The sequence below is a fragment of the Streptomyces sp. PsTaAH-124 genome (assembly GCF_000373685.1).
Classification (GTDB): domain Bacteria; phylum Actinomycetota; class Actinomycetes; order Streptomycetales; family Streptomycetaceae; genus Streptomyces; species Streptomyces andamanensis.
In genome coordinates this window covers 265,845-292,268 of the sequence record NZ_KB892158.1, presented here as the reverse complement: position 1 = coordinate 292,268, position 26,424 = coordinate 265,845, and the positions used below count along the sequence as shown (strand labels likewise).

32 protein-coding genes, 17 tRNA genes and 1 pseudogene are annotated in these 26,424 nt (G+C 58.0%); 28 read left to right on the top strand and 22 right to left on the bottom strand.

Annotation, left to right across the window (positions count from 1 at the left end; translation table 11 throughout):
- The first annotated feature begins 8 nt into the window (after positions 1 to 8).
- Positions 9 to 1,592, top strand: a complete 1,584-nt coding sequence (locus B086_RS42195; protein WP_037872709.1) for a recombinase family protein — start codon at positions 9 to 11, stop codon at positions 1,590 to 1,592.
- 84 nt (positions 1,593 to 1,676) lie between these two features.
- Here B086_RS42195 and B086_RS42500 read toward each other — a convergent pair whose 3' ends face one another.
- The 21 genes and pseudogenes from B086_RS42500 to B086_RS44480 all read right to left on the bottom strand — a co-directional run bounded on the left by B086_RS42500 (position 1,677) and on the right by B086_RS44480 (position 14,926).
- The gene (locus B086_RS42500) at positions 1,677 to 2,108 is read right to left on the bottom strand and encodes a deaminase (protein ID WP_078530962.1); all 432 of its coding nucleotides are present in this window, start codon (positions 2,106 to 2,108) and stop codon (positions 1,677 to 1,679) included.
- A 713-nt stretch (positions 2,109 to 2,821) separates the two neighbouring features.
- Positions 2,822 to 3,076: a hypothetical protein gene (locus B086_RS44495; protein ID WP_051115743.1), complete on the bottom strand. Its 255-nt coding sequence runs from the start codon at positions 3,074 to 3,076 to the stop codon at positions 2,822 to 2,824.
- Positions 3,022 to 3,441 carry an SLOG family protein gene (locus B086_RS42495; RefSeq protein ID WP_018565022.1) on the bottom strand — a complete coding sequence of 140 codons (420 nt, stop codon included), beginning with the start codon at positions 3,439 to 3,441 and terminating at the stop codon, positions 3,022 to 3,024. The genes B086_RS44495 and B086_RS42495 overlap by 55 nt, the downstream gene beginning before the upstream one ends.
- A gap of 384 nt (positions 3,442 to 3,825) precedes the next feature.
- Entirely contained in the window at positions 3,826 to 4,077 is a 252-nt protein-coding gene (locus B086_RS0103535) for a hypothetical protein (RefSeq protein ID WP_018565020.1), read from the bottom strand.
- Positions 4,078 to 4,440: 363 nt separating this feature from the next.
- The gene (locus B086_RS0103525; protein WP_018565018.1) at positions 4,441 to 6,231 is read right to left on the bottom strand and encodes a DNA polymerase; all 1,791 of its coding nucleotides are present in this window, start codon (positions 6,229 to 6,231) and stop codon (positions 4,441 to 4,443) included.
- A 180-nt stretch (positions 6,232 to 6,411) separates the two neighbouring features.
- Positions 6,412 to 6,876 (bottom strand): hypothetical protein, encoded by a 465-nt coding sequence (locus tag B086_RS0103520; protein ID WP_018565017.1) that lies wholly within the window; start codon positions 6,874 to 6,876, stop codon positions 6,412 to 6,414.
- A gap of 222 nt (positions 6,877 to 7,098) precedes the next feature.
- A complete protein-coding gene (locus B086_RS0103515; RefSeq protein WP_018565016.1) occupies positions 7,099 to 7,650 on the bottom strand; it encodes a hypothetical protein in 552 nt (183 codons plus the stop codon).
- Entirely contained in the window at positions 7,647 to 8,453 is an 807-nt protein-coding gene (locus tag B086_RS42490; protein ID WP_018565015.1) for a metallophosphoesterase, read from the bottom strand. The genes B086_RS0103515 and B086_RS42490 overlap by 4 nt, the downstream gene beginning before the upstream one ends.
- Positions 8,450 to 8,836, bottom strand: coding sequence for a hypothetical protein (locus tag B086_RS44490; RefSeq protein ID WP_158690358.1), 387 nt, complete (start codon positions 8,834 to 8,836; stop codon positions 8,450 to 8,452). The genes B086_RS42490 and B086_RS44490 overlap by 4 nt, the downstream gene beginning before the upstream one ends.
- Positions 8,837 to 8,911: 75 nt before the next feature.
- On the bottom strand, positions 8,912 to 9,328 hold the full coding sequence (locus B086_RS41810) for a hypothetical protein (RefSeq protein WP_018565013.1): 417 nt from the start codon (positions 9,326 to 9,328) through the stop codon (positions 8,912 to 8,914).
- A complete protein-coding gene (locus B086_RS44910; protein WP_018565012.1) occupies positions 9,325 to 9,741 on the bottom strand; it encodes a DUF3310 domain-containing protein in 417 nt (138 codons plus the stop codon). Before B086_RS44910 ends, B086_RS41810 begins: the two co-directional genes overlap by 4 nt.
- Positions 9,738 to 10,436 (bottom strand): topoisomerase, encoded by a 699-nt coding sequence (locus tag B086_RS39040; protein WP_234029239.1) that lies wholly within the window; start codon positions 10,434 to 10,436, stop codon positions 9,738 to 9,740. The genes B086_RS44910 and B086_RS39040 overlap by 4 nt, the downstream gene beginning before the upstream one ends.
- A gap of 28 nt (positions 10,437 to 10,464) precedes the next feature.
- Positions 10,465 to 10,575: pseudogene (locus B086_RS46175) on the bottom strand (hypothetical protein); the annotation flags it as partial.
- A gap of 90 nt (positions 10,576 to 10,665) precedes the next feature.
- Positions 10,666 to 10,920 carry a hypothetical protein gene (locus tag B086_RS0103490; protein WP_018565010.1) on the bottom strand — a complete coding sequence of 85 codons (255 nt, stop codon included), beginning with the start codon at positions 10,918 to 10,920 and terminating at the stop codon, positions 10,666 to 10,668.
- A 63-nt stretch (positions 10,921 to 10,983) separates the two neighbouring features.
- Positions 10,984 to 11,223 (bottom strand): hypothetical protein, encoded by a 240-nt coding sequence (locus B086_RS0103485; RefSeq protein WP_018565009.1) that lies wholly within the window; start codon positions 11,221 to 11,223, stop codon positions 10,984 to 10,986.
- Positions 11,216 to 11,650 (bottom strand): endonuclease VII domain-containing protein, encoded by a 435-nt coding sequence (locus tag B086_RS42480; RefSeq protein WP_018565008.1) that lies wholly within the window; start codon positions 11,648 to 11,650, stop codon positions 11,216 to 11,218. Before B086_RS42480 ends, B086_RS0103485 begins: the two co-directional genes overlap by 8 nt.
- Positions 11,650 to 12,024 carry a hypothetical protein gene (locus tag B086_RS0103475; RefSeq protein WP_018565007.1) on the bottom strand — a complete coding sequence of 125 codons (375 nt, stop codon included), beginning with the start codon at positions 12,022 to 12,024 and terminating at the stop codon, positions 11,650 to 11,652. The genes B086_RS42480 and B086_RS0103475 overlap by 1 nt, the downstream gene beginning before the upstream one ends.
- A gap of 34 nt (positions 12,025 to 12,058) precedes the next feature.
- Positions 12,059 to 12,886 carry an AAA family ATPase gene (locus tag B086_RS0103470; RefSeq protein WP_018565006.1) on the bottom strand — a complete coding sequence of 276 codons (828 nt, stop codon included), beginning with the start codon at positions 12,884 to 12,886 and terminating at the stop codon, positions 12,059 to 12,061.
- 128 nt (positions 12,887 to 13,014) lie between these two features.
- Entirely contained in the window at positions 13,015 to 13,779 is a 765-nt protein-coding gene (locus B086_RS39030) for a RecB family exonuclease (protein WP_063746745.1), read from the bottom strand.
- A gap of 22 nt (positions 13,780 to 13,801) precedes the next feature.
- The gene (locus B086_RS0103460) at positions 13,802 to 14,173 is read right to left on the bottom strand and encodes a hypothetical protein (protein WP_018565004.1); all 372 of its coding nucleotides are present in this window, start codon (positions 14,171 to 14,173) and stop codon (positions 13,802 to 13,804) included.
- A 258-nt stretch (positions 14,174 to 14,431) separates the two neighbouring features.
- Positions 14,432 to 14,926, bottom strand: coding sequence for a hypothetical protein (locus B086_RS44480; protein WP_158690356.1), 495 nt, complete (start codon positions 14,924 to 14,926; stop codon positions 14,432 to 14,434).
- Between the two features lie 430 nt (positions 14,927 to 15,356).
- On the opposite strand from B086_RS44480, the gene B086_RS46170 reads away from it, so the two are divergent.
- The 18 genes from B086_RS46170 (at position 15,357) to B086_RS0103375 (ending at position 18,151) form a co-directional block, all read left to right on the top strand.
- Positions 15,357 to 15,692, top strand: a complete 336-nt coding sequence (locus tag B086_RS46170) for an HNH endonuclease signature motif containing protein (protein ID WP_078530961.1) — start codon at positions 15,357 to 15,359, stop codon at positions 15,690 to 15,692.
- Positions 15,693 to 15,766: transfer RNA gene (locus B086_RS0103445), tRNA-Phe, on the top strand.
- Between the two features lie 97 nt (positions 15,767 to 15,863).
- A tRNA-Asp gene (locus B086_RS0103440) sits at positions 15,864 to 15,936 on the top strand.
- Between the two features lie 2 nt (positions 15,937 to 15,938).
- Positions 15,939 to 16,011: transfer RNA gene (locus tag B086_RS0103435), tRNA-Ile, on the top strand.
- A 3-nt stretch (positions 16,012 to 16,014) separates the two neighbouring features.
- Positions 16,015 to 16,099 (top strand) — tRNA-Ser (locus B086_RS0103430).
- Positions 16,100 to 16,103: 4 nt separating this feature from the next.
- A tRNA-Ser gene (locus B086_RS44475) sits at positions 16,104 to 16,186 on the top strand.
- A 9-nt stretch (positions 16,187 to 16,195) separates the two neighbouring features.
- Positions 16,196 to 16,268, top strand: a tRNA-Val gene (locus B086_RS0103425).
- 114 nt (positions 16,269 to 16,382) lie between these two features.
- A tRNA-Arg gene (locus B086_RS0103420) sits at positions 16,383 to 16,454 on the top strand.
- Positions 16,455 to 16,458: 4 nt separating this feature from the next.
- A tRNA-Ala gene (locus B086_RS0103415) sits at positions 16,459 to 16,529 on the top strand.
- 92 nt (positions 16,530 to 16,621) lie between these two features.
- Positions 16,622 to 16,693: transfer RNA gene (locus tag B086_RS0103410), tRNA-Asn, on the top strand.
- Positions 16,694 to 16,819: 126 nt separating this feature from the next.
- Positions 16,820 to 16,890: transfer RNA gene (locus B086_RS0103405), tRNA-Ser, on the top strand.
- 3 nt (positions 16,891 to 16,893) lie between these two features.
- Positions 16,894 to 16,969: transfer RNA gene (locus B086_RS0103400), tRNA-Thr, on the top strand.
- A gap of 76 nt (positions 16,970 to 17,045) precedes the next feature.
- Positions 17,046 to 17,118 (top strand) — tRNA-Met (locus B086_RS0103395).
- Positions 17,119 to 17,202: 84 nt separating this feature from the next.
- A tRNA-Lys gene (locus B086_RS0103390) sits at positions 17,203 to 17,275 on the top strand.
- 292 nt (positions 17,276 to 17,567) lie between these two features.
- A tRNA-Leu gene (locus B086_RS0103385) sits at positions 17,568 to 17,642 on the top strand.
- Positions 17,643 to 17,725: 83 nt separating this feature from the next.
- Positions 17,726 to 17,799 (top strand) — tRNA-Trp (locus B086_RS0103380).
- A gap of 153 nt (positions 17,800 to 17,952) precedes the next feature.
- A tRNA-Tyr gene (locus B086_RS44470) sits at positions 17,953 to 18,034 on the top strand.
- 41 nt (positions 18,035 to 18,075) lie between these two features.
- Positions 18,076 to 18,151: transfer RNA gene (locus tag B086_RS0103375), tRNA-Pro, on the top strand.
- 366 nt (positions 18,152 to 18,517) lie between these two features.
- Here the strand turns inward: B086_RS0103375 and B086_RS44900 are convergent.
- Positions 18,518 to 18,754 (bottom strand): hypothetical protein, encoded by a 237-nt coding sequence (locus tag B086_RS44900; RefSeq protein WP_199790710.1) that lies wholly within the window; start codon positions 18,752 to 18,754, stop codon positions 18,518 to 18,520.
- 802 nt (positions 18,755 to 19,556) lie between these two features.
- On the opposite strand from B086_RS44900, the gene B086_RS0103360 reads away from it, so the two are divergent.
- The 9 genes from B086_RS0103360 to B086_RS0103325 all read left to right on the top strand — a co-directional run bounded on the left by B086_RS0103360 (position 19,557) and on the right by B086_RS0103325 (position 26,349).
- Positions 19,557 to 20,429, top strand: a complete 873-nt coding sequence (locus tag B086_RS0103360) for a hypothetical protein (protein WP_018565000.1) — start codon at positions 19,557 to 19,559, stop codon at positions 20,427 to 20,429.
- Between the two features lie 11 nt (positions 20,430 to 20,440).
- Entirely contained in the window at positions 20,441 to 21,862 is a 1,422-nt protein-coding gene (locus B086_RS42460; protein ID WP_078530960.1) for a phage portal protein, read from the top strand.
- A gap of 107 nt (positions 21,863 to 21,969) precedes the next feature.
- Positions 21,970 to 22,452: a hypothetical protein gene (locus B086_RS0103350; protein WP_018564998.1), complete on the top strand. Its 483-nt coding sequence runs from the start codon at positions 21,970 to 21,972 to the stop codon at positions 22,450 to 22,452.
- Positions 22,453 to 22,565: 113 nt separating this feature from the next.
- Positions 22,566 to 23,660, top strand: a complete 1,095-nt coding sequence (locus B086_RS0103345; RefSeq protein WP_158690355.1) for a hypothetical protein — start codon at positions 22,566 to 22,568, stop codon at positions 23,658 to 23,660.
- Between the two features lie 26 nt (positions 23,661 to 23,686).
- Entirely contained in the window at positions 23,687 to 24,259 is a 573-nt protein-coding gene (locus tag B086_RS0103340; protein WP_018564996.1) for a phage gp6-like head-tail connector protein, read from the top strand.
- 309 nt (positions 24,260 to 24,568) lie between these two features.
- Positions 24,569 to 24,928: a hypothetical protein gene (locus tag B086_RS44465; protein ID WP_158690354.1), complete on the top strand. Its 360-nt coding sequence runs from the start codon at positions 24,569 to 24,571 to the stop codon at positions 24,926 to 24,928.
- Positions 24,929 to 25,005: 77 nt separating this feature from the next.
- Positions 25,006 to 25,311 (top strand): hypothetical protein, encoded by a 306-nt coding sequence (locus B086_RS0103335; protein ID WP_018564995.1) that lies wholly within the window; start codon positions 25,006 to 25,008, stop codon positions 25,309 to 25,311.
- A gap of 58 nt (positions 25,312 to 25,369) precedes the next feature.
- Entirely contained in the window at positions 25,370 to 25,972 is a 603-nt protein-coding gene (locus B086_RS39015) for a hypothetical protein (RefSeq protein WP_234029238.1), read from the top strand.
- Positions 25,973 to 26,040: 68 nt separating this feature from the next.
- On the top strand, positions 26,041 to 26,349 hold the full coding sequence (locus B086_RS0103325) for a hypothetical protein (protein ID WP_018564993.1): 309 nt from the start codon (positions 26,041 to 26,043) through the stop codon (positions 26,347 to 26,349).
- Positions 26,350 to 26,424 lie beyond the last annotated feature (75 nt).

The following is a 26,424-nucleotide window of genomic DNA, read 5'->3' as shown; positions in this document are numbered from 1 at the left end:
CTCACCACATGGCAACCACGCACCCGGCCCCCGACTGGACCGCAGACGAGCTGGCAGAGCTGGCCGATCTCCAGGCCAGGAACGACGCCCTACCCGAGGGGGCTCCGCGCGGACTCCTGTCCGTCCGGCTGTCGATCCTCACGGAGGACACGACAAGCCCCGCGCGGCAGGAACTGGACCTACGCCGACACGCGGCCAACGAGGGCATACGAGTCGTGGGCGTGGCTCGGGACCTTGGAGTGTCGGCCACCAAGAAGGCCCCTTGGGAGAGAAAAGAACTCGGCGACTGGTTGAACAACAGAATCCCAGAGTTTGACTCGATTCTCTTCTGGAAGCTGGACCGCTTCATTAGGCGGATATCCGACCTTCACGAGGTCATCAAGTGGTGTGGGAAGTTCGGGAAAAACCTCGTCTCCCTCAATGACACCCTCGACCTTACGTCGCCTATGGCTCAGGCTATGGTTACGTTCATTGCCGCTGTAGCCGAGATTGAAGCAGCCAACACCCGAACCCGCGTGGTGTCCCTTTGGGAGTACAACAAGGGTCAAGATCTGTGGAAGATCGGAAAGCCCATCTTTGGATACAAGAGCCAAAAAGACAAGGAGGGAAAGAACCGCCTGGTGCAAAACCCGGACCAGGTCCGAGTCATTCGATATATGGCAGACGCCGCACTTCGCGGAGTACCCGCCAACCGGATAGCTCTCGTATTGAACAGGGCCAAGGCACCCACGTACAGCGGTAGGTCTTGGAACAATCAGACGGTTATTCGCATATTGAAAAACCCTGCCTTGCGAGGCGTCCGGACTGAAGGCGGAACCAAGAAAGAGGGGTATCGGTCGACTCCGGTACTCGACAAGAATGGGAAGGAGCTCTATGTAACCAAAGAGCCGATCTTTAAACAGGAGCAGTACGACAAGATTCAAGATGCTCTTGCCAGCAGGAGCAAGAGCCGTAGGCGCAGTCCTACAAATAAGCGACCCACTCGCTTCCTGTACGTCATGAAGCACAAGCCGTGCACAAACAACATAGTAGAGACGAACGCCTATCAGACTCTCTCCACCGGAGAAGTGAAGGAATACCGCTATCTCCGCTGCCCCAAGTGTAGGAAGCCATCATTCGGGATGGCAGACCCCCCCTTCCTTTACCGGAACCTCATTGAGTCTGTCATATCCGCCCTAGGAAGCTATGAAGTGGTTCAACGTGAGTACGCCCGGGGAGACGAGAACCGACGCGAGCGAAAGCGACTTGAAGACTCCATTTCCTACTACATGACCGGGCTAGAGCCTGGAGGCAAGTTCGACAAGGCGGGATTTATTAAGGATAAAGCCGAAGAGACGCTAGAATCACTTATGACGGACTTGGCGAAGTTCGACCCCGAGTCCACCGAAGACAGGTGGATCTACCAGAGCACCGGCAAGACGTACGCTCAGCACTGGAATGAGGGCGGAATAGAGGCCATGGAAAAGGACCTATTGACTGCTGGAATAACCTTCGAAATGGAGAAGGATGAAAACGGCGAAGTGGTTGGGCAGCTCGTCATTCCACATGACGTAAAAGAACGCCTGGTCAAGGTTAGCAACGCCTGGAGCTAGCAAAAGGCCCCCTCCGATGGAGGGGGCCTTTTGTGTCATCCCTTAGACGGGAAGACAACATCAGCAATAACAGTCCGCTTACCTTCACTGTCTTGGATCACGGTTATAATCCGCACGCTTCCCCCAATCCAGAACCTTCGCGTCCCAGTCCGTTTCAGTCCGCCAAACAACGCGGAACACCCCAGCCGCTTTAAGACGGGGCAAACATCGGTAGCAAGGGGCGCGGGTCACGTACACCGTTCCCCCGTCAAGGTCTTCCCGCCGAGCATGAATCAACAGGTTCTCTTCAGCGTGAATGCTGATGCAATTCCCGTAGTCGCTTCCCGCCGGTACCTGTTCATAGGTCAGCTTCCCCCGAGGACAGGATCCCGCTAGGCAACCCTTGTCCCCCGGAACCGTCCCGTTGTAGCCAGAGGCGCATACACGGCGTTCCTGGTCTAGGAGAACCGCTCCTACCCTGCCCCTGGTGCAGTCCCCCCGGACTGCCACAGCATCGGCAATGCCGAGTGCCCACATGTCCCAGGAGGGGCGATCAGAAGGGCGCAGGTTCACACTCTTCTCCGATGATGAACCGCTTAGTCACGTCCTCATATCCAGGAAGAGTTAGAACGGCGGCACCGTCAAGGCCCCTGTCTCCGTAACGGGTGTACCTTCCTCGGAGGCTGTTCCGGACGAAACTGTCCGAATAGGCAACCCTGTGATCCCGGGTTCCGTACACCAGAAGGTATTTAGGCAGTTGGGAGAGGTCAGGCATACAGCATCCTCACGGGTTCGGGAATGGATCCGTCCGCCTTTCGGAGGACAATTACGTTAGTGCCGAAAGCCTGCCGCTTAGGGTGCCTGTCACTGGTTTCCTGCTTGCCCCAGTGGAACGAGGCCTTCACTTCCATGCGGAAACGGCCTTCAGGGCCTGCCTCAACTAGACCGATCTTCACTCGGCCGTGCGTTGTAGAAGCCGAAAGTACGGTGTCGCCAAGTTCGACAGGCACACCAAGAGAGTCGTTCATTCGCAGTCCATCTCAATGTCTTCGATCATTTCACCGGGCCCCAAATCTTCTCAGCAACGAGGCCGATGAATAGGAACGGCGATATCGCCAATAGGATGGCCGGGCCGAAGATGACGGCCGATCCGCGCTCGAACAGGTTACTTGACGCCGGACCAAGCCAGCGGTCAAAGAGGAGTCCGACGCCTAGGTACGCAAGGACAATGAGGACCACAGCGGCAGTCATCACGAGATACCGGCCTCAATGAGAACGATTTCAAGAATCTTAATCTTTGCATCGCCTCGGGCAACGGCTTCCCACTGTTCCATGCTGATATGGCGCTTCTTTGCCTCCTTGAGCCGCTTAAGGCGCCCCTCAACCACGTTCTTCAGTCTCTCGTCGGAAATGCTTACGGTCACTGTGACCGCATTCTTTGGGACGTTTTTCAGGTCGATGCAATCGTCACCGCGACTGCCGTAGTCATAGCTGTGGTAAGGCACTTCTTCTCCTCAAAGATGTACGTAGGGATACCAGCTTGAATGGCCAGATCCGCAGTCATGGAAGCGCCACGGCTCCCGTTCGCAATGAACGCCAAGCAGATATCAGCACCCAGGGCGACCATTTCCGAATTGCGTCGGAACCCTGCCGCCTTCCCCCAGGTGTTCCAATCGGCTGGATGACGCTCGATTCCCATCCCTATTGAGCGGGCGAATCTGTCGGCTAGGTGATCAGCCCCCCGAGGACAGGCCCCGTGCACAAGTAATACGTCGCAGGGCCTGCCTACACGCCGCACAAGCCGCACCAATTGCCACTCAAGTGCGGCAACGTTGATCCACAGTCGGGAGCCGGTGACCAACACCCTCATGGGGAGCTTGAAGGCTCCGCGTACTCGTCACACGCCGTGTAAGGAACGGCCGATACCGTGACCGAGTCGTTAGCCCCCGGCATGACTACAGTCGTTAGCTCCGTGTGGGACTTTACGCACGGCCGCGTGTCGTCCTCGCAGGCCGTGAGTGCGGCTGCCAGCACCAGGACACCGGCAGCAGCCGCACAGGCCCTCAGGAGCCCTGTCACCGGTTCTCCGTCAGAAGTGCGCTGAGGCGGATGGAGGCCTTGTTCAGGGTCGGATACCGCTCCTTGCTGTGGGGGCTATTCACTATCGCGTCTGTGGCCTCGTTTACTAGGTCGATGAGTTCGTCAGACGTCAGGTACAGGCAAAACGGGTGCTTAGTGGTCTTCGAATAGGCCCTCACTGCTCCTCCTGCGTGGTCACAGCAGGGATGCCCATGAGGTTGACCCACGTATCCGTGGACATGTCTTGCGCTAGCTCCGAAGGCACGCCGGAAGAGATGGCCTCCACGTAGACCGCCCCCGCAATTCGGGTGCACTTGAGGGCGTAAATTCCCTTCTTCTCCAGGAGCTTGTCATTCAGCTCCATTTCAAGGCCTTCCATGAGGCCTCCGAAAATGTCGCCCGCATCCGGCCCGCTGTCGTCGCTCATACCTTGCCCCCGTTCTCAAGCCACTCATTGTGAAGCCGGGCGATGTGCTTGGCCTCTTCCTTCTCGCAGAAGAAGGCGATGGGGCGGGCCCCTTCCGCTGGGGAGCGCTGGTCGCCCTCCAGCGTCACGCACCATCCACCACACAAATCGTCTTCCTGTGCCCGCCACCGCTGCGCGATGGCGTTGACTAGTGCTCCCATTGCTCCCCCTCCATTTCATCTACAGCCTGTCGACGCCACTCCTGGGACTCCTTCATGCGCTGCGATCCCTTCTGATAAAAATTCGGATCGTGCCAGTGGCAGCAGTACCACGCAGGCTTTTGGGTCCATCGAGACTTGGCCATCATCCGAGCCAAGGCGCCTCCTAATGCTTACTGTCTTCCAACTCAAGGACCGATCCCCAGGACCGGGCACCGATTTCCGCATCCGCCGGGATCAGTAGATCGTTGACTGAGAACTCCATCAGCTTGGAGCACTCCTGCGCGAGTTCCGTTGCATCCTTCTCCGGGAAGGAGAAGACCAGTTCGTCATGGATAGGCAAACGGCAATACTCCAGCAATCCCGCCCGGTCGATCTCCAGAAGCGCACGAGCCGTTACGTCTCGGGACCCTCCCTGAATGAAGTAGTTGAGGGCCCGGAACCACTTACCGGGGTCGACTGGCAGGCGTCGGCCGGTGGCTGTCCACACGTAGCCGGTCTTTCTGGCCTCGTCAGCCAACTTGCGACCAAAGGCACCGACACCCGGATAGGTCTCGTTGAAGGCCTTCAGGACAGCACGAGCCGTTTCCTCATCCACGTTGGCTTGCTGCATAAGTGCAGCCCATCCACCGCCGTACACCGTGAGGAAGTTAGCCATTTTGCCGATCTTGCGATCAACCCCCGCCGCATCTGCGGTTATCTGGTGCAGGTCCATCCCGTTGAGGAAGGCGTTAAGCATCGTCGGATCACGAGAGAACGCAGCAAGATAGCGCAACTCCATGTTGCCGAAGTCGATCGAGGCGCTTACGTGCCCCGACTCGGCCAGGAACATGTGCCGAACATAGCCGTCCCCCGAGGGGAAGGTCTGTGCAGGAATGGAGCCTGAAATACTCATCCTTGACGTTCTAGCCTGGAGACTATTTATACTCGCATGGACGCGATTACTGGAGTCCCGGCCGTCCAGCGCCTTCTGGAACCAGGTTTTACGCCACTTGCCAGCCTTACGCGACTTGATAACCGCATCGGCCATCGGATGCTTCAGCCCTGAAAGAACGTCGTCGTCCATGGCCAACTGGCCTTTGGGGGTCTTCTTGGTGAGCTTCACCCCTAGGCCCTGGAATGCCTCTGCCAGTTGCTGTGCCGAGTTCGGATTCTCGACCCCGAACGACTTCGCAACGTTCGCCCAGCGCTCTTGCTCTGCTGACAGCTCAGCACAACGCATTTCGGCGTACTCCACATCGAGGAGATAGCCGGTGCGTTCTAGCTTCGCTGTAACGTGTGCTAGACGATGCTCCCAACCGATGAGACCGTGAGCCTTTGTACGGTACGGAACGAGCCGATAGAGGATCTGAAAGAGCCGGTAGGCCCAAGCAGGGTCCATTCCGGCGTATAGGTTGTACTCCTCGTCATTGAGGTCTACTACCTTCCAGATCTTTTCCTTTGTCGTCTTGTACCGCTTGGCGATTTCCCGCATAGAGCCCTTGACCTGTTCGGCTGCCTGAGCGTCTATGTAGTGCTTTACCAGTTCTTCCAGCTTGAGGCCCGGCCCGCGCTCTTTTACGCCTCTCGGATCTACTAGGTGCGCCAATAGGGAGGTATCCCACATTTTCGGGGCCAGATCCTCCATGGGGATTCCCATGGAGGTCTCAACGGCGTGAAGGTCGAACGTGGCGTTATGGGCCACCAACCACTCAAGCCGAACCAAAGCCTCCCTGACCGCCTGGACGAACGCAGGCCCTCTCTCAATCGGGATTACCCAAGTCTCAGCCCCTGTGCCGAACTGGGCTAGACGAATTCGAAAATCATCGGCCCACCAGTCAAGGCCTGTTGTCTCCGTGTCGAACCCGGCTATCCGCTGCCCCCGGAGCCAGTCCCGGAAGGCTGTGAGGTCTTCCTCAGTCTCGACTACTCGAATGCGGACGGGACTGCCTTTTATGCCATAGGTTATGTACCTCACTCAGCCCCCGTTTAGCTCCTTGACGATGCCTCCAGAAGAAGGAGCACGACAACGACAATGAAGATTACGGTTATCACTTAACGAAGTCGCTTTCTCTCTTACTCACAGCACAGCCCCCTTTTTCCAGCTCCATGCAAAAGGGGGCCTAGCAGCCGCTAGGCCCCCTCAATCGACTAGCCCCTACTGAAAGCTGCCGTCCTTCTGCCTCCACAGCGGGTCACACTGTTCGTGCTTCTCCCGCGCGGAACAGAACATCGCCGCCCACGGGCCCTTTGCGCCCTGACCCTCCCGCAGGGTGCGTCCATGCGGGCAGGTGTCGTTGTCGGGGGCCGCCTCCGCCTTCGGCTGCACCTTGCCGTTAGAGAACGTCTTAGGGACAGCAGCTCCCCCACGGGAGGCGTTCCCGCCCCCACTCGTGCCCTTGTACGCCCCCCGCACCGCGTTGGCGGCCTGAGAGGTCAACTCCACGACACCCTTGTCAGCTAGGGCCTTGATCAGGTCAACCGTGTTCTGTGCCGCCTCGTCGGCAGTCTGGCCGTAAACCTTGGGCGTAATCCACTCACAGTCGAACCCCGCGCCTGCCTTAAGTGTTAGGCCGATGGCGAACTTGTTGGGGGTGGGTGCAACGTTAACGGTCTCAGTCATAGGCATAGCCTCCTTGGGCTTTTCTTTCTCGCCCCACGGGTTGGGGCCATCAAATGGATTTGGAGAACTCACTCACACGCTCCGGACAGGTGTAGGTTTCGTTACCCGCCTTGCCATTCGCCCCGTGCAGCGCACGGCACACAAGTACGGGGTATCTTGCTCGGAATCGCGGACAGTCTGGCCCACGCCTAAATTCCGTGTTCACGGTCTTGGGTTTTCGGCTCATGAAGCCACCCTCAGGTCCCGGTTCATCTTCCGGGCCAGGGCGTCAACGGCCCTATTGGCCGCCTTCCGCTCTGTATCGTCAGCCATTGGCAGCCCGTACACGTAGCGCTTCATCAGTAGCGCCTTTGTGTGCTTGGGAAGGCGATTGAGGGCTAGAGAGGCATCCATGCGGGCGGTAAGAAGGCTGTCGGTTACGCGGCACTTCAAAAGGTCGTCGTGTCGCCCCAGCATCTGACCGATTTCCTCATCGGAGAGAACGAACGTCTCCAATGCTTGCCTGGCCTCCATCGGGGTGTAGTAGTACCGCCCGTCCTGCACGTCCCGCGCATCGCGTTCTGCTGAGGCAAACTGCGTGCCGACCTTTCTACAGAATCCGTAGAGGAAGGCGGGGTCTTCCCACCGTTCCTCTAGGGACTTTCGCCGCTCGTATGCGTTCATAAGAATGTGTTGCTTTACGTCGTCCTTCTCAACCACCGCCCAGTTACGAGCGATGGATCCGGCGACACTATCGGCAACGCCCCCTACGTGCTCCCAGTCAATCTCAGTCATGAATTCCCCCGCTTCGCGAAACGCCCCCCGGCGCCTCGCGCAACCTTCCCGTATCTGGTTCCCTCAACAACAAATGAGGCATCCCGACGAATATCCACGGCTACCGGCGAAACGTCGTGGTCCCCCACGTACAGAATGCCGAAACCCGATTGCCAGTTAGCCACAGCCCCCGGACCCAAGTATTTCGCCTTCCTTGGATCCATCATGTGTCCGACTTCCATACCCCACCGCATTCCCCCGAGGTGCGATGGGCCATGACGACGAATACCAAGCCTGTGAGTGTGGCCCATCACCAGATTCACGGTCGCCTTGCTTGCATGACCGTAGGCGGTCGTACCGGCGATACTGGAAAGGCCCTTGATCTCGTGCCCGTGGATAAGGGCCGTGTCTGGCCCCACCCTATGAAACGGAGGAGTCAAGTCAATCCCGAAGGCGTCGAACTCCAGAAGCTTGGAGAAATGAAAGTCGTCCGCGTATTCCGCGAGGGCAGGAGCCTTGGCGCTCAGGTAGGTTCGCGGGCGTAGATCGTGATTGCCTTCCAGGATTCCGAAGGGACCGTCATAGACGAGCCGGATTGGTTCCAGGACCCGTTTCTTCGTGATGTCCGAATCACTCTTGACCTGCTGTCGATACTCGTACCGAGTGCCCTCGTTCCAACGTGAGGGCGTCTCGTAGTCGTTCAGGTCTCCAATTTGGTACAGCGCGTCCGGCTGATAGTCCTTGATGAACGCAATGACGTTGTTTAGTGACTTCGGGTCGTGGTAGGGAACCTGAAGGTCAGATAGGACTACGATTCGCTTCAAATGGTCTCCCCCATCGCGTGTGTGTACGCCTCACCCCAAGGCGTTGATTCATCCTGCTCAAACTGAACGTCCCCCAGAACGTGAGCGACCCCCCGGCCGGGACCGCTCACCACATCCTTGAGCATCTGCACCGGCGTACGTCCCTCGTGCTTACGGAGTTCTTCTAGAGGAACACCAAGTCGATGCAGGACAACGCCCACTACGCATCCGGCACTCACCGGAGCTCCGGCCTCGTCCGTGTGCACGTAGAAGCAGCTCAGGTTAACCCCATCGTCGCCACTTGTTCCCACCATGTATTCCGGGCAGGAATAGACGTACTCCGGGCGCTCGGAAACGACTTCCCGGAGCATTTCAAGAACCTCAGCGTCGGTCGTCTCAACCACAGCAATACCTTTCGAGTAAGAGTCAACACAGTGAGGCCCCCCAGCATCGTGAAGGGCCTCACAAACAACTATCGGTTAGGCCGCAACCGGAAGGCTGACGGTAGCGCCATAATCGTTTTCCATCTCCTTCAGGGCCCTCTGAAGGGCATCACTCCAGGAGCGTCCACAGTCCTGGTAGTACTGCACCTTCCGCAGCAGCCCCGCAGTCTCTTGCCCAACGCCGGTAATGCCGAGCATGCTCATCGCGAAATTCGACCCCAGCCCTTCAGCCCTCTTGAAGTCCTTCAGGGGAACACCGAGCCGGTGCAGGACCTGACCGACAATGCAGCCGGGAGACTTTGTACCGTCCTCGTTCTTGTGAACATAGAAGCAGGATCGGTCATCCGAAGTAAACCTCATCGACTCCGGGATCTTGTACACCTTGTCCGGGTTTTCGCGGACAACCTCCGCAAGGGTGCCGAGAATCTGCTCATCAGTGAAAACGTAGCTCACTTGTTTTCCGCTTTCTTGATTCGATTGATTTCCCGCTGCACGTACCAGAGGGCCTTCTCAAGGTCTTCCAAGTGCTTTGCCGGGTCTTTCTTTCCGGCCCGGCACAGGTACTTCACGGCATTGCCGGGGTTAAAGGGAAGGTTTTCCGTTAGGTCGATGACCTCTGCCCCATTGGACCAACCCTCGGCGTAATGGCTGGGGTGGTTGACGCTGTCCTTCAGTACCTTCGCCCGAACATGCGACTCAAGCTCGTTTTCATGGAAGTAGAGATGACGGACTATGCCGCCAACCACAAGCTTGACTCCGTACGGATACTCAGTAGAGGCCGAGGAAAGCACCGAGAAGACCTCGCCCAGACGCTCAGAGAATGGACCGGAGGTCACACGCACGAGGTCTTTCGTTTTGAACGTCACAGTCCGACCCTTTCCTTAAGAGCCTCTGCCCCTTCAAGCAGGTACGTTGCGTTTGAGTCCAGATTCCCCGACATTTCAATGATCTTGGAGTTTGGCAACTCACCGGCCAGTGACTCCATGAACTTGAATCCGGCAGCGTCCTCGGAGATCAGATAGAGATTCCGGTAGCCGAGGAAAGCCGGTGTCCAGTAGTCCCGCCACGTGCCCGTACCAGGAGCCCCTACGGCTGGTGTACCGGCCAAAGTCCATGTCATTGCGTCTAGCTCCCCTTCGACCATCACAAGGTGAGGAGAGGGCGTGACCAGGGCAGCAGTGTTGTAGATCCTCGGCGGATCTCCGGGAAGCGTCATGTACTTCCCGTGTCCGTCGTGGTGCTCTTTCTGCTGCTTCTCAAAGAAGTACCGGCCGTCAGAGTCCTTTACGCACGTGTCCGCCACGCAACGAAATCTGACGGTAGCCACGGAATCGTCTCCGCCCGCCGGACGCAGGTAGGGGATAGCAAGAAACCCGGTAAAGCGCTCATGTCCAGGTATTGCCGAAGCGACATACCCCAGACCGAATGACGCTGCTACGTCGCTCAGACCCCGAGCCTTGACGTATTCCGCTGCCGGACTTCCCTGGTACTGCTCGTGGTACGTCCGCGCCATCGCCACCCCATTGGGAATGCGCGTATTCTTTGGCTTCAGGGAAGCCACAGTTCCTCTCCCTCATGATGACCGCATAGGAGTCTTCGGAAAGGTTGCATCCGAAGCAATTCCAGCGGTCGTTATCAAGGTCCACACTCGCAGACGGGTTAGAGTCTGGGTGGCCCGGAAGGGGGCAGGGGACTTTCACCCGCCCCCTTCCGGGCTTCGCCTGAAACCCGTAGTAGTGATTCAGGACCTCAGCTATTGGCGGCTTAGATCCTCGTTCACTCAAGGAACGTCAGACCCAAATGGAGTTCTTGGCGCTTCCCCCGAACCGGACGGAACCGTTCAGCTCACGCTTGAACTTGTTCTCCACTCCCGCCTTGCGCAGTGCGAAGTACACCGCATCGGTGTACTTGCGGGGAGAGGTGACGGGGTCGCCCATCACGTGCCCGGTGAGGGTCGCAAGCGCCTCCGCCTCTTCGAGGGAAAGGGCCAGCTCAACCCGCTTGATCGTGCTTACCGTCTTCGTCTCGGTCTCGACCTTAGCCATTTTGACTCCCACATCTGTGCAGCAAGAGTGCTGCATTGTTGTTATTGATTTGTGATGGACGGCTTAGAAGGTGTCGAAGGGCCCCTGGAACTGAATGCTTCCGGTGCGCTGCTTGTTGAACTTCTCCGTCACACCTGCGTCAAGGAGCGCGTAATACACTTCGCTCGTGTACTTGCGGGCACTCTTCCCGCTGCCCCCGACCGATCCGGTAACGGTGAGAAGTGCAGCCGCCTGGTCCTCGGAGAGGGTGAGCGTAAACGTCTTGGTCGTAACAGTGGTGGTCTGCGCAGTGGCCTTAGCCATCTTGAATCCCCTTGTTGGCGTATCTCGGTCCTAGGACTCTCCAGGCTGGATAGTCCTCTAGGTAATCGGCGGCCCGCCTCAGAACCTCAGGCCGGTCCCTAGCCCCCCGCGCTAGAAGCTGACCATTGCAGCGGGCACACAAAAGGCCGCGTACCGCCTCTGTCTTGTGACAGTGGTCCACGGCCAAATTGGTTTTGCGTGTTTCCCTACAGATTGCGCACCGACCATCCTGGAACTCGAAGAGTTTTTGGTAGTCGCCGGGGCTCAGCCCGTAGGTTTTTTCGATCCTGGCGTTTCGTGCTGCCGTTCGTCTACTCGATTTACGGCAGGCAGAACAGATCTTCCCCCGAGGAGAGGTGTAGAACCTCTCTGATCTGTTCTTACCGCATTTCTGGCACTGCCGGTAACCCTTTTTGGGTTCGGCCATTAGACCCCCGTCCTGATGGCCCTTTCCAGCTTCGTCATTTCCTTGAGCTGCGCTCCCTCGTCAACCATCATGAACAGGTTGAACAAGGGAACCGCCTTCTGAAAGTCGGGACGGTCCTTGACGGTTATCACAGCCGTCTTGACGCCGCCTTTCGCTACCGCGGTAAGTACCTTGGACAGTTTGAAGAGGTTCAGGCGCCGAGTGTCGGTTATCTCGACAATGAGCGCCAGGCCCTCGGTGTCCACGCTCGTCAGGTCCAGGTCAGGGAATCGCTTCTCCAGCGCGAACCCGAATTCTCGGGTGGCCTGAAAGCCTCCCGTGTGCTGGCGGCCGGACTTCTGTCGTGCGGCCGTGACGAATGCGCTGCTGTCCACGGTAGGCCCGCCTTTCCCCGCTGCTCAAGTGATTTCAGACGTAAGCCGGAAGCTCGTCGTCTAGGTCTTCCAACCGCAAGTTGGTGCGGTTGAGCCGGAAGCTCGCGAACGTGCCCCCGGACGAGTCCTCAAACCCCTCGCGATTCTTGACCGGACTGAAGTTAAGAATGCGCGAGTTCATCCCGTCAATCTCTTTATGAGCGGTCAGGATGAGGTTCGGTACCCGACTAATCTGGCCCTTCACCCCAGATAGAGGAATGGGGTTGAGTCCATCGGCGTACTCACCCTTCACATGGTGGAGCCCTAGCACATGAGCGTTAGTGACTCTAGCCATTTCGGAAAGGTACTCACACAGGCCTTCCAGCCCGAACGTGTAACTCTCCGCATCACCCACGTTTCCCGTGTCAACGTTTGTGACGTTGTCCACGATGATGAGGTGTGGGTTAATGTTGTAGATCTCGTAATAGCACAACAGATGACGCTCAATGTCTGAGGGCTTCGGCCTCGCGTCAAAGTTATAACGCAACCACCAGCGGGCCCCTGTGACCTTTTCGTACCTGCTGAAGTCCCCTCCCAGTAGGGCATCCTTGACCCCTTGGACGTTGTCCCCGGTAATCATGGCTGTTGCCCTGGCTGTTTGAGTTGCTGCGGAACTGTCCGCGCTGAAGTAGAGACACGGTATGTTCCCCCATGTGGCAAGCATGGCAGCGAACAAGGACTTTCCGGTTCCTGGTCCAGCAGCCACGAGGGAGAATTCTGACCGTCGAAACTCGACTTCTAGCTTGGAAAGTCCCCGGAAAGGGTGGGGTATTGGCTCACCCGCCGCACCCCGGATCTCTACCGACTGAGCCAGTGAGTACACCTACTCCCCTCCTTCCTTATCTGTGCAGTTTCACCACAACACAACTACGAGGGGATTAAAAAACCCGCAAAGTGCGGGATATCCAATCGCAGAGTAGGGCTGGTGCCCTGCTGTGGCAAGTCGATTGATTAGCGCTTGAAATTACAGGCGTGGGACACGTCGCAGAAGCGGCAGCCGAAGCCTGGGTTGGGTGGGAAATCTCCTCGTTTCACGCCCTCGTCCATCCTGGCGTACTTCTCCCCCACCTGGTCCTCAGAAAGCTTGGACATGTCGATGGGCCTGCTCAACCCGCCCTTCTTCGCCATGTACCAGTCCGCCTTGTTGGTGACCAGTCCCAAAACCTTCCGGACAAGGATGGTGTACGTCTCTAGCTGAAACTTGCTCTTGGTGGATCCGGTCTTTAGGTCTCGGACCCTGACTGACTCGTCCGGTTCCTCAGGTAGTTGATCTATATACCCTTGGACCTGCACACCGCCTATCTCTGCTTGAACGTGCAGCTCGACACCCAAGCGGCCGTCAGGGGCCTTCCAGAGGCTAGGCCCGTGCTCCTTGGACCAGTTCACATAGTCTGCTGCCTGTTGTCGCCCTAGGACGTATCTAGCCTCAATGTCGCTCCCCCCGTCCGGTCCTGCCGTCAACCATTTGCTGAGATCAGGCTCTTTGTCAAGAGCCTTGATGGCCGCTTGCGAATAGCCCTGGCTGAACAAGTCGGCCACGGTCCCCGCGTCAGCTTTCCGGCCGCCTCGCTCATACTCCTCAATGGCCGAGTGAAAGGCGGTTCCCTGTAGAGACCAAGCAGCCGGGCGAGGCGTAATGCCTTCAACCCGGCGTAGGAAATACTGATGCGCACACTTGTCTAGGTACTGCTCCGTTTGTGAAACGGACCTGACCATAGTCCGTATGCGCTCGTAGCGCTCAGACAATAATTGTTTTCCTCGATTCTCCTTCAAGGGCAGCCGGAACCACCACATGAACCTGAAAGCTGCTCGACATGGCAAGTTCAGGATGAGGTCTCATCCACACGTCCGTGTCAAGTACCTGCATCCGCCAGGGTTCCCCCACCTTTCGGCCGAGGTCTTCCAGGGCGTCCACATCTTCAGGAAACACGCAATCGGTCTCCACCACAACGTAATAAATGCCTGCGCCGTCCGTCTCAACTCTCGTGATGAGCAGGCTCTCAGAGTGGTACTCGTCGTCCCGACGCACCACAGGAGCCGTCTCCAGGATCCTGCGGGCCTGGTCCGTGCTCACCGGCCCCGCCGCTACCGTCCACAGGATCACGACCACCGCCCCCGCTTGCTTCGCCCGTTCGAACGCTCGTCCGATGCGTTCTGGTCACAGACTCTAACCCTGCGTTAGTGGAGGTCTCACCTCCGATTTACTGTGACTCATGTCACACCTTCACATGTCGTTCACAGCACAACCGCAGCAGGCCCGCACAGGTCTAAGCCTGTCGGGCCTGGTCAGCGCACCTCTTACTGACTCCCCTGTCAACAGGGTGCGTGGGCGGTCAGTATCCCCCGGCTCGGGGCCGGGCCTCCCCCGCTACCTCTCTGCGTGCCGGTCGTTGTCCTCCAGCAGCGCGGTTCTACCGTCCCTGGGCACACCTTCCGGCCACCGGACGACCAGCAGGCCGTCTGAAGCCTCCCTAGGGACGTAGGCGAAGCCGGGGCCGTCCATCAGGTCCAAGACGTACCCCTGCCTCACCCGGTTCAGGAAGGCCCGAACGTCCAATTTCGCCCGCTCGGTTAGAGTTTCACCCATTTTATTTCGCACATAGCCACGAAGCCCACGAAATGACGCCTGCTGGGTAAGCCGCTTCTTTTCTGGGTGCTGAGATATGTCCCAGGGAATCACAGAAGAAACGGGGCTTTTGGGGCCCTTGCGGTAAATCTCAATATAGTTGAGCCGGTTGCCTACCGCCTGCTGAGTCACCCCGAACTGTTTGGCGATTTGCGTTTCATTCAGGCCAGCAGAAAGTAGTTTTTGAAGCTCATAGTCACTGGGAAGCACCATCATAATTTCGCCTTCTGCTGCCAAGAGAAGCTGTTTGCCATGGAAGAGTCCAAGGGTTAGGCGGACCTTACCGCACCTTAACTAGTGCCTCACATGCCGGTCATGGCTATGTAGCCAATGTGACCTACGTCTCAGTGTAGGCGTGTGGCGTCCGGTAGCCCATCGGAGGACACCTACGTACTAAGTGAGAGAGCAACTAAGGGAAGGAAGTTTCCTACCGTGACTAACCTGACTCACACTTAGTTCAACCTTTTGTAGAAAAAGTAACTACTAATGATCTACCCCTTGTTGAGTCTCCCTGCGGGCCACGGCCCAGGTTGAGAGCCAAGGGGGCGTGGCCCCGGTGCTAGACCAGAACCCACCGGGGCCACACTCTCCCGTTGTGAGGGTGGCCAACGGTTAATTGAACGTTAAGGATTGTAACGAGTCGATCACGGCATAGGAGGTGCAGCCGATGCCTCGTGCCGCTTCTGTCTGCTACGTCCGGGGATGCACCAAACGCACCACCTACCGGGGGAGGTGCCCTGACCATGCCCCACCGGCCTGGGAGACCACCAGTGCCAGGAACCGCGAGAAGGGCCCTGAGCGCCGGTCATGGGACCGAGTTGTGAGGCCAAGGGCGTTGGCCCGTGACTGCTTCGCCTGCGTTCTCTGTGGTGTCCGCGAGGGCCTGGAGGTGGACCACGTTCTACCTATTGCTAAGGGCGGGTCCTGGTCCTTGGACAACGCACAGACGCTCTGCCGGAATTGCCACCGGGAGAAGACACAGAACGACCGGCACGGCCGGTAGCGGCTCCTAGCTCAGTCAGGGGAGAGCAGCGGGGTGAAATCCCGTAGGCGGTGGTTCAAGTCCACCGGAGCCGACAAAGGGGAATGGTGGAGGCCGGTGGGTACCGGCGCGCGGGGTTTACCGCGTGATTGGCCTCCAGGGGTTCGAGTCCCCCCACCTGCACCCGGCCATGCTTCCTTAGCTCAATGGATAGAGTACCGGCTCGTCATGCCGGTGGTTGCCGGTTCGAATCCGGTAGGGAGCGCTTTGGGTGTAGCTCAGCGGTTAGAGCGCGGGCCTGATATGCCCGGTGTCGCGGGTTCGAATCCCGTCATCCAAACTTGGAAGGTTGACAGAGTGGTAATGTGTCGGGTTGCTAACCCGAAGCCGGGCTAACGCCCGCGCAGGTTCGATCCCTGCACTTTCCGCCCTGGAAGGTCGGATATTGGCGTATCAAGCACTCTAGAAAAGTGTCGGGCTGAACGGCCTTGGGGGTTCAACTCCCCCACCTTCCGCAGAAACTATGGCGTGTAGCTCAATTGGGAGAGCACCACTTTTACAAAGTGGGGGTTGTCGGTTCGAGTCCGACCATGCCAACTTGTGTGTTCGACAATAGGCCGTGACTGGCCGACGATAGGCACCATGGGCGAAACCGGCCCTGACTGCTCGACTAGTCATCGGGTAAGCGGGCGGCGAGTAGCCCTAAATCTTTGGCGTATAGCTCAACGGAGAGAGTGTGGGGTTACGGACCCCAAGATGGGGGTTCGAATCCCTCTGCGCCAACTTTGGGTTGTGTGGTGTAGTGGTAACACGCCTGCCTTGCATGCAGGAATGGCGGTTCGAATCCGACACGATCCACGGGCGTTTGAGCTAGAGAGAATACCGGCGAGTGTGCGCACACGGACCGGAAAGGTACCTAGCGAGTGAGTCACCGACTCCACGCACACCAATGGCGTATAGCTCAACGGTAGAGCGCGGCACTGTTAATGCCTAGGTTGCTGGTTCGAATCCAGCTATGCCAGCGAGAGGGTTCCCGGCATGAGCCGAGCGGGATAAAGCAAAGTGGGCGAGGCGGCCCCGCCCTCGTGAATGTGGGGTAGCTCCCCTGATCACAGACCTACTTGGATGCATACAGGTAACGAGTGATCGCGCGTTTAGTTCAGTGGCCTAGAACTCTCCCGCGAAGGGGGAGACGCGGGTTCGAATCCCGTAACGCGCCTATGCCTCAATAGCTCAGTTGGTAGAGCACCTGTTTAGTAATCAGGACGTCGGGGGTTCGACTCCTCCTTGAGGCCCCATTCTCCGTTCGTATAGCGGCATTACGTCGGGCTCTGGACCCGAAGAGTGTGGTTCGAATCCATGACGGAGAGCTTTAGCGGGATAGCGCAGTTGGTAGCGCGCCGGGCTCATAACCCGGAGGCCGTGGGTTCGATCCCCACTTCCGCCACGCAGGGAAGACACACTGATTGGCCATTGAGAGGGTTCACGATCGGGGTGGGTCATGGTGCGGGTTGGTTGCCCGTGCCACTTTGGTTCTGTAGCTCAGTTGGTAGAGCGGGGGACTCTTAATCCTCTGGCCGTAGGTTCGAGTCCTACCAGAATCACCTAGCACGCTTGGCCCTATTACGTGCGTTCTGCCTCTCACGACGGCAAGCGTTGCAGGTGGATACCTTGCCATTTGGACCATTCTTGTTTGGTCCGTACTCTGTCCAGTCCTTATAAACCCTGCACGCGGAGCAGTACCGGCCGTTGTTGTCCCACCGTACGGGATTATGCACTGATGGAGTGGCATTGTTCCGGCACACCGCGCATAGCACGCGATGTTTAACAGGTGTTGCTAGCCACCAAACAGGTGCTCCTGATTCGCCCATTTGGGAATTGTAGCACGTAGGTCATGCCCCCTTAGGCAAATTCGGCAAAGCCGCCTGTCTTAGGAACAGGAGTTTCCCGGTTCGAATCCGGGAGGGGGTACGGAGCAGTCAGCGAACCGTAATGGGTCAACGAGGGGCATGCACTCCCCTGTCACGGTGCAACCCGTCGTGACCTGACTGCAATGGGACGTGGGGTAATTGGAAACCCGTCCGGTCTCCAAAACCGGAAGACGTAGGTTCAATTCCTACCGGCTCAGCAGTGGCTGATACCGCCTCTGTCTGCTTGACCGACTAGAGACATGCTTTATCAGCAACCACCCTGGCGTTATACGAGGTGGCCCGAACATGCGGTGTCGGGGTAATCGGCGCAGACCCGCTTAACTCCGGATCGGTCCCGGGGGTGGGTTCCTGGATAGCCGACGACGTCGGAGAGTCGTACCGGGCTGTAAACCCGGCGCTTTGGCTTAGGGGGTTCGAATCCCTCGCTATCCACAAGGGTCCTGCTTGGCTTCGGCTAAAGGCTGGCCCCGCATCTGGCTATAGCTCAGTCGGAAGAGCGTCCGCTTTGGGAGCGGAAGGCCGCAGGTTCGAGCCCTGCTAGCTAGACCACCACCAGGCCCTCCGGGAGGGGGCGACAACAACAACACTGCAACAGGGGTGCTGCACAGTGCACAACGTCGACGACCAGGCCCAGAACGGTCCCCGCCTGCGGGACGCTGGCCAGCCCACCAGGGCAGCTCAGGCCCGCAGTTGGCGGCATGAGGCCCTGTCTGAGCTGGAGGATCTGGAGGAGCTGTATCCGGGCCTGCCGGGGGTGCGACTGTGACCCGAGGACCCTCCCCCAAGCCCAACGCCGTCCGCCGGAACGTTCACGAGCACGCCCAGCAGCTCCCCACGGAGCCTCAGTGCGGTAGGGAGCTGCCGAGGGCCCTGGGGGTCACTACGGGCGGCGCACGCCGCTTCTGGAAGACCTGGTCAACCGCTCCTCAAACTGCTGTTTGGGTCGAGACCGATTGGGCCGAACTTGAAATTACCGCGAAGCTGGTTGATGAATTCTTCAAGGGTGACGTGAAGTTGGCGGGGGAAATCCGTCAGCGGGTGGCTAAGTGGGGTGCGACTGTCGAGGACAGGAATCGCCTCCGAATGAAGCTGGAAGACGATGAGCCGTCTTCTCATGGGGACTCTTCGGGTGAGGTTGCGGTAGAGGCTCATGTATCTGATGAAGCGCTTTGGAAGATGCTTAGCGAAAACTGATTAGGTGGTGAGGCCTCTTGCAGACTGGAAACCTTCCTGTAGGGGTCCCGAAGCCTACTGAGACTCTTGGGTATCAGATCATCCGATGGTGTCAGACGTACATTGTTCAGCCTGACGGAGACAGGGCCGGTGAGCCCTGGGAGTTCACTCCCGAACAGCTCCGCTTTGTGTTGTGGCTTTACGCTATCAAGCCTGATGGATCCTGGCTTTACTCGGCTGCCACTCTAAGGCGGGCAAAGGGCTGGGGGAAGACTCCTCTTCTTGCAGCTCTCGCCATTGTGGAGTTCATCGGACCTTGCCGTTTCGCGGGTTGGAATGCCTTTGGTCTGCCTATAGCCAAGCCCGTACCCCTGCCTGTTGTCCAGCTTGGAGCCACGGCGCTAGACCAGACAGAACAGACTATGGACATGATCCGGGGAATGCTTTCCGAATCGCCTGCCGAACGAGTCTACGGGCTTGATATCGGAAAGATGACGGTCCAGTTCAAGAGCGGCAAGCCGGGGTCTATCAAGCCTCGTGCTACGGCCTCCAGGACCAACGAGGGGAATCGCCCAACCTTTGTCCGGACCCCGGTGGATTAACTTCTGTCGGGGTCCGGACGAGTACGTGATTCGTACTTATGGATGAGGTACACCATTGGGTTAGTAGTAATGGTGGTCCTGACTTCTATCAGGTTTTGAAGCGCAACGTGGAAAAGACCACTAAGGCAGGCAGCCGGTGGTGTACCACGACCAACGCGTATAACCCTAATGAAGACTCCGTGGCTCAGATCATCTTTGAGTCTGCCATGGTTTCAGAGGGTTACTGGCTGTACGACTGCCTTGAGGCGAGTATCGACCCCGAGGACATTCGGGATGAGGGGAAGGTTCGAGCGGCCCTCGTTGAGTCCTACGGCGACGCCTCATGGGCGGATATCGACGGACTGACACGAACAGTTCTCTATGACCGTACGACTCCCGACAGCACCTATTGCCGGTTCTTCTTCAACCAGATCGCGGAAAGTTCCGATGGCTGGATGAGTAAGACCGAGTGGGATGCGTGTTTCGATGATGCGGACCCGATTATTTCGGGCGATCAAATCGCCATCGGTTTTGACGGGAGTATCCGAGGAGATAGTACAGGTTTGGTGGGTGCCCGTCTACGGGATGCCAAGCTATTTGTGATCGATGTTTGGGAGCGTCCAGAGAACGCGCCGGACGAGTGGGAAGTAGACGTGCTCTCGGTAGAGGCGGCAGTTAAGCGTGCCTTTGAGAATTACCGTGTTGAATGGATGTACTGCGATCCGCCTTTCTGGCAGGAGAACATTGGTCGTTGGGCCATCGAGTACGGCGAGGACTATGTCTATGAGTTCTGGACCAACAAGCCCACAAGAATGACTCAGGCTCTTGAGCGATTTCGTACGGCCGTCATGGTTCAGGACCTGAAGCACGAGAACGACCACCGGCTTACTCGGCACGTCCTGAACGCTGTGACCCGTGAGGTATCTCAGGGGATTTTGATTCAGAAGGATTCACCCCGCTCTAAGCGGAAAATTGACCTAGCTGTTTGTGCCGCACTCGCCATGGAGGCAAGGGCAGATGCCATTGCGGATGGACGACTCAAGATACGTAGGAGCCGCGTAGTCGGCTTTTAGGGGGACTGCCTATGATTGTGCCACCAGGGAGTCATACGGCTTTTATAGGCAGACCGACCAAGCCGGATGAGTGGCTTTCGTATCTGTACGGCAAGATCCCCGGCCCTCGTCACCCGTCTCGTATCTACTCTGATTATTACGAGGGTGAACAGCAGAAGCTGGCTTTCTCACAGATGCGCTACAAGATGGCTTTTGCCGATGTGTTCCGTCAGTGGCGGGACAACTTTTGCGGAATGATTATTGATGCTGCTAATGAGCGTCTGACTGTTGACAGCTTCCGTATTCCCGGTGATTCGGGCACCGACAAGGATGCGCGCGCCTTCTGGCAGCGATCCTCTATGGACTCCTACAGCAATGCGGTTCATCTGGAGGCAATGATCACCGGCCGTGCCTATGTGGTGGTGTGGGCGGACGAGGACGGAGAGCCGACCATTACGCCTGTGCCGGGCGACCGCATGGCCGTCTCGTACAGACCGGGTTCCCTCTGGGAGCTGGAGGCCGCAGCAAGGTTCGAGATGGACCCTTGGGGCCGACAGCAGGTCACCTTGTGGACCGAGGACTACGTGTACGAGGTGGCCTACGGCGTCACGGAGTGGGACCAGGGTGTCACGGCTCCCAATCCACTCAAGCGTGTCCCCGTGGTCCCTTTTGAGAATCGTGCGCGGCTTTCCGGTGCGCCGGTCTCTGACCTTGCTGACTGTGTGCCAATTCAGGACGCCATCAACAAGACGACTATGGATGCTCTTACGGCATCTGAGATGGCAGCGTTTCCGCAGAGGTACGTTACGGGGCTGGAGATCCAGGAAGACGAGAACGGCAATCCCATTGCGCCTTTCAACGTCGGCTTGGACAAGCTCCTACAGGCGGAAGATCCGCAATCCACATTCGGTGCCTTTCCTGCCGCTGACCTCAAGAACTACGTGGTCTTGGTGGACCTGCTGACACAGCACCTTGCCAGCATTTCCAGGGTCCCGAGCCATTATTTTTTGGTCAACTCGACCAACACGCCATCAGGTGAGGCGATCATTTCCGCAGAGGCCGGACTAGTGGCCAAGGTACGGGAAAGGATGCTCCACTTTGGTGAGGCCTGGGAAAGGGTCGTCCGTCTTTGCTTCGCCGTGAAGAGCGACAAGCGGCGGACCGCATACGACATGGAAACCCGTTGGCGGGACCCCGAATACCGCACTGAGGCACAGCACATTGACGCACTACTGAAGTTGAAGCAGCTTAACGTACCCGAAGCCGTCCTGTGGTCTGAAGCCGGTTTCTCTGCCGCCCAGATCGACTCCTTCCGTGAAATGCGGAAGGAGGACGCCAAGGCCGCTGCCGAGGTACAGAAGCTCATGCCACAGCCTGAGCCTGCTTCCCCTGCCATTAAGCCTCCACAGGGCAACTCCGGTAACGCGAATCGGAAGATCAACGAGGCTAAGTAAACGACCTGCCGAAATGGCGCTAGGTCCCTTCCGAAATGGATTCACGTATGACAACTCAGTCTAATGACACCAAGCCCGGCACTCCGTCCACTGAGGGAACTCCTCCCGTGACGCCCCCGGCTAGTCCACCGGCACCACTGACCGTAGAACAGCTACAGGCCGACATTGACCGTTGGAAGGCTCTGTCTCGTCAGAACGAGACGAACTACAACCAGACGCGCACTGAGCTTCAGAAGCTCCAGGAGACCCAGCAGGCAGCCGTTGAGGCCGCTAAGACCGAAGGCCGGACGTCCGCCCTCGGAGAGGTCTCTAAGCATCTCGTAACGGCCGAACTGAAGCTTCAGGCGGTATCGGCTGGCACCGAGCTTCCTAACCTCAAGTTCCTGGACCTGGACCAGTTCAAGGGTGACGACGCGAAGCCCAACGCTGAGGCTATCAAGTCGTTCATTGAGTCTCTGCCTAAGGGCAAGACCGATACCGAATTCCCCAAGCTCAATGGCGCCGGGCATAACCGGGGAAGTGACGGAAAGTTCACCAGTCTCAACCCTTCTGATCTTGCCGACTTCATCTCAGGCGGGTCCTTCCTGTAAGCCCTCCCTCTCATCTATCGCACGGCCCTCCGTTGAGGGGTTTTTAGCACAGCTCCATAGCGCGCGAAGAGGCCCCCTCCGGGGGGCCTTTTTCATGCCCTTTTGGAGACTGCATGGCACCTACTCAGCATCACTTTAATCTTGATCCAGTACAGGTAACAATTGCTGCGCTTGGCATTCTTGACCGACAGCTTACCCTTGGTGGACTTCCCGCCCGATATTCGGAACTAAACTTCCGCGGTGGCATTGGTGACGTTATCAACGTCAACCGGGAGTCTCGCGGAATCCCGGTCCAGGAAGCGGGCATCTCCGCTCCTATCAAGAACCCGATCACGGGTGACAAGAACGTATTTGCTGCTGCGTCTGATCGGCCTCTTCCGGACGCTGATCGACGTGCCCCTAACGGTTTTGTGAATGAGACGCGTTTCCCGGTACAGCTAACCACCCTTGCCAGCAACGCGACCGCGCTTGGAATGGAGCAGGTTGCTTTCGATCTGAAGCGATTCGGGACGCAGGTTCTTTCCAAGCTCACTCGGGGTTTTGCCGAGTATTTCGATGACACGGTTGCAAGCTTCATTAAGGCCAACGTCACTCGTTCCGGCCTGACCACGGCCCAGGCTAAGGCCGTTGGTGGTGACGTAGCTGTCACCATTCCACAGGCGGACGGCACCGGGGCGAATATGACTCAGCGGGCCCTCGCTGTGCGTGCGGCCCTCGTGGACGCGCGGATGAACATGAGCCTTGCCCTTGTGCCGACTTCGGAGCGATATCTGATTGCCGGTCCTGAGGTAGAGGCAATCCTGCTCAAGGATCCCGAGTTCGTGAGCGTCGACTACAGCGGCGACACGAACGCCCTGCGCCGGGCGACTGTCGGTCGGATCTATGGTTTCGACATTGTCATTCACAACTCCTTCGGTCTGGAAATGTACCTCTTCCACAAGTCCGCGATGCTCATTGCGTCGGCTTGCCCGGCTCTTCCGATGGGTGCGGTTACCGGCAGCATCCAGAACGTCAATGGGATTGCTACCCGAATGCTCGTTGACTACGACTACGGCAAGAAGATGGACACCATCGGCCTTGACACGATGTACGGTCTCGCGACCATCAAGGAGGATCCGGGATATTCCGTACGCGGTGTAAGCATCGGTGAGAAGTTCGTCCGTGGACTCAAGGTCAGCATTACGGAGACTGCGCCTTCCGGCAGCTAATTCCCCCAACCATTCAGGGAGTTTGAATGCCGCTGGCAACAGTTGAGGATGTGGCCGCCCGCCTAGGGCGGCCCATTTCTTCGGACGAATCCCCTCGCATCGAGGCTTTCATAGCCGACGCTACAGGCCTCATTGAGGACTACTGCGGCAGGGACCTTGACCGGCACACCGATGAGTTCCTGACGCTGTATGCGCAGGGCGGGCGGTGTCTTTCCGTCCCGCCCCGGCACCTCACCCTCATGTCCATCACGGCCGTCAAGGTCGAGGACCAGGCCGTGACCGACTGGACGTTCACCGGCAGGCAGCTCCTGTCTGATGCTGGCTGGCCGGTAGGTCCCGTGACCGTTGTCGCGTCCTGGGGCTTCCTCTCCTCCCCTCCCGCCCTGAAGGCCGTTGTGTGCTCAGAGGTGATGCGATGGCTCGCCGTCTCCCCTGGTGTCACCAGGGAGAGGGTGGGCGAGGTCGAGGTGGAGTTCTCCGGGGCGTCCAGCACTCAGAGCCTGTCTGCCCTCACAAGGGCCGCACTTAAGCCCTACAGGCGTCGTGGAGTCGGCGTGATGACCCTCCGGAGAGCGGGGCCTCATGTATTCGGCTACTGACCCTGTTGAGGTCTGGAGAACGACCGTCAGGGATCAGAACGCCTATACGTCTCGCCCCGACTGGGGCAAGGCGGTAAAGGTCTGGGAAGGCCTAGCAAGCGTTCAGCCGGACAAGGCCTATGAGTCGTACTCTCCTGCCCGTGACGTGTCACAGGAACGGCTCACTGTATTTCTGCCCGTTGATGCGGATGTTACAGACACCGACCGCCTTCTAATCGGGAATCTCTGGTATGAGGTTGACGGGGATCCGAGACGGCACACAAAGACTTCTCGACGGCATACGCGCCTTACCGCCTGGAGGGCTCTCCGGTGAGCGAGGACGCGCGGGCGAAGGTGGTTTTCCGTAAGGGCTGGGAGAGAGACTTGTACACGTCCTTTGGCACCAAGAAGGTTATTGACCTAGCCGTGAAGCGTATTGACGCGTACGCCAAGGGCGACGCCCCGCGTCGTGGTATCTCCGCAAAGCCTTCGTGGAACTCCATCCGAAATCAGATCACGCCTGTTGTCGCGATTGATAAGGACGGGTGGTACGGCGGGGTTGCGACAGAAGCCAATGACCGAGCCAGACACGCGATGCTTCTAGAAAAGGGCTTCCACGACCGCGCAGGCCGTAGGCATCCGGGCCGTAAGTGGCTCAAGGGTGCCCTGCTGAAAGCGAGGATTGATTGAGGCTAGACCCTGTTGAGTTTCTGGTTCAGTACCTCAGATCTGACCCCGACATACCTAGGGACTCCCCAACTGGGGATATGACTGAGCATGTTTCCGGAGATACCTGCATCTACCTGGAGACCTCTGGGGGTTATCGGGTTGTCAGGGATTCCGAGGACTGCTCACACGTAGAGTACGACGTTTATCACGTGGACCGAAAGGCCTGTGTGGACCTTGCTCTACTCGTCCGGGAAAAGCTCCTGGAGGACCTTCCCGGCAAGTCCGTGGGTGAAGCCCTGGTGCTGGACGTGAGGGATATTGCTGTTCCCCGTTACTACCCGGATGACTCTTCTCGTGAGCACATGTACGGCGGAGAGATCGCCGTTTTCTACAAGTCATCCTGACTTCCAAACCTGTTAGCCCCCTTCATGGGGGCTTTTTTATTGCCCTCATGGAGGCCCCATGGCCAATGACGCTTCTAAGATTCGCTTTGCGCCCAACGGCGCTATCTACGTCGCCCCAGCACCTGTAAAGGGTGCTACAGGTGGCACTACTCCGCCTGCTGAGCTAGGCGACGGTTCTGCTCCATCGGGCTATAAGGCCCTGGGTTACGTAGACGAAAGCGGGGTGACCCTGACACCTGCAATTGAGACTCAGGCGGTGAACGCGTGGCAGAGTGCTTCCCCAGTTCTTTACAACGTACAGTCAGCCAGTTTCTCCGTTAAGGCCACCCTTCAGGAAACCAACCAGACGACCACTGAACTTTTCTGGGGCGCCCCGTGGGTGGAGGTCAAGGATACCCAGGGTACTGGTACCGGAGTATTTCGGCTGGACCTTTCTAGCACCCCAGAACTGAAGGAGATCAGTCTAGTAATTGACTGGAACGAGAAGTCCGTCAAGAACCGGGCCGTGATCTCCCGAGCCATGATCTCTGACCGGGGCGCCATTCAGCTCTCCCGTACGGAAAACGGCAAGTTTGAGCTGACCATTGAAGCAATGGACCTTGACGGTTCTCTTGGCTACGTACTGACCAATGATGACATCATCGAGACTGTCACTCCGTAAGTAGTGCCCTGAGCCGGGGCAGGGTTACACCCCGGCCCTCTCTCTTAACCCATACCCAAGGAGACCCCATGACCACTGAGAGCACTTCCGCACGTACCCGTAAGGCCAGCACGAAGGTTGAGGCGAAGCAGGCCGAGGCTGAGAATGCCCCTGTTTCGTTCGAGTTCAAGGAGATCACATTTTCCCTTCCGACTGACCCTCATCAGCTTCCGCTAGAGCTCCTGATGACCGATGATGAGGTTGTAGCTACCCGCCTTGTCCTAGGCGATGACCAGTGGGCGAAGTTCATGAACACCAAGCCCTCTATTGCTGACTTTAGTGACCTTGTTGATGCCATGTCCGAGGCTCGTGGTCGGGACGCTGACGCGGGAAACTAATTGCAGTCGTCCGCGTCATCCGAGAATTCTCGGACGAACTTGAGGCAGATCTTTTGGAGTTCTTCCACACAGATC

What these genes read in the sequence shown, in the direction of transcription:
- B086_RS0103340 (WP_018564996.1), top strand. Translation starts at nt 23,687, where the DNA reads ATGCCGCTGGCAACAGTTGAGGATGTGGCCGCCCGCCTAGGGCGGCCC.
- B086_RS0103535 (WP_018565020.1), bottom strand. Translation starts at nt 4,077, where the DNA reads ATGAGCGACGACAGCGGGCCGGATGCGGGCGACATTTTCGGAGGCCTC.
- B086_RS0103345 (WP_158690355.1), top strand. Translation starts at nt 22,566, where the DNA reads ATGGCACCTACTCAGCATCACTTTAATCTTGATCCAGTACAGGTAACA.
- B086_RS0103325 (WP_018564993.1), top strand. Translation starts at nt 26,041, where the DNA reads ATGACCACTGAGAGCACTTCCGCACGTACCCGTAAGGCCAGCACGAAG.
- B086_RS39030 (WP_063746745.1), bottom strand. Translation starts at nt 13,779, where the DNA reads ATGGTCAGGTCCGTTTCACAAACGGAGCAGTACCTAGACAAGTGTGCG.
- B086_RS42500 (WP_078530962.1), bottom strand. Translation starts at nt 2,108, where the DNA reads ATGTGGGCACTCGGCATTGCCGATGCTGTGGCAGTCCGGGGGGACTGC.
- B086_RS42195 (WP_037872709.1), top strand. Translation starts at nt 9, where the DNA reads ATGGCAACCACGCACCCGGCCCCCGACTGGACCGCAGACGAGCTGGCA.
- B086_RS44900 (WP_199790710.1), bottom strand. Translation starts at nt 18,754, where the DNA reads ATGAGCCTCTACCGCAACCTCACCCGAAGAGTCCCCATGAGAAGACGG.
- B086_RS0103485 (WP_018565009.1), bottom strand. Translation starts at nt 11,223, where the DNA reads ATGGCTAAGGCCACTGCGCAGACCACCACTGTTACGACCAAGACGTTT.
- B086_RS42495 (WP_018565022.1), bottom strand. Translation starts at nt 3,441, where the DNA reads ATGAGGGTGTTGGTCACCGGCTCCCGACTGTGGATCAACGTTGCCGCA.
- B086_RS39015 (WP_234029238.1), top strand. Translation starts at nt 25,370, where the DNA reads ATGGCCAATGACGCTTCTAAGATTCGCTTTGCGCCCAACGGCGCTATC.
- B086_RS0103515 (WP_018565016.1), bottom strand. Translation starts at nt 7,650, where the DNA reads ATGACTGAGATTGACTGGGAGCACGTAGGGGGCGTTGCCGATAGTGTC.
- B086_RS42460 (WP_078530960.1), top strand. Translation starts at nt 20,441, where the DNA reads ATGATTGTGCCACCAGGGAGTCATACGGCTTTTATAGGCAGACCGACC.
- B086_RS0103520 (WP_018565017.1), bottom strand. Translation starts at nt 6,876, where the DNA reads ATGACTGAGACCGTTAACGTTGCACCCACCCCCAACAAGTTCGCCATC.
- B086_RS0103490 (WP_018565010.1), bottom strand. Translation starts at nt 10,920, where the DNA reads ATGGCTAAGGTCGAGACCGAGACGAAGACGGTAAGCACGATCAAGCGG.
- B086_RS42480 (WP_018565008.1), bottom strand. Translation starts at nt 11,650, where the DNA reads ATGGCCGAACCCAAAAAGGGTTACCGGCAGTGCCAGAAATGCGGTAAG.
- B086_RS0103335 (WP_018564995.1), top strand. Translation starts at nt 25,006, where the DNA reads ATGACTGAGCATGTTTCCGGAGATACCTGCATCTACCTGGAGACCTCT.
- B086_RS46170 (WP_078530961.1), top strand. Translation starts at nt 15,357, where the DNA reads ATGCCTCGTGCCGCTTCTGTCTGCTACGTCCGGGGATGCACCAAACGC.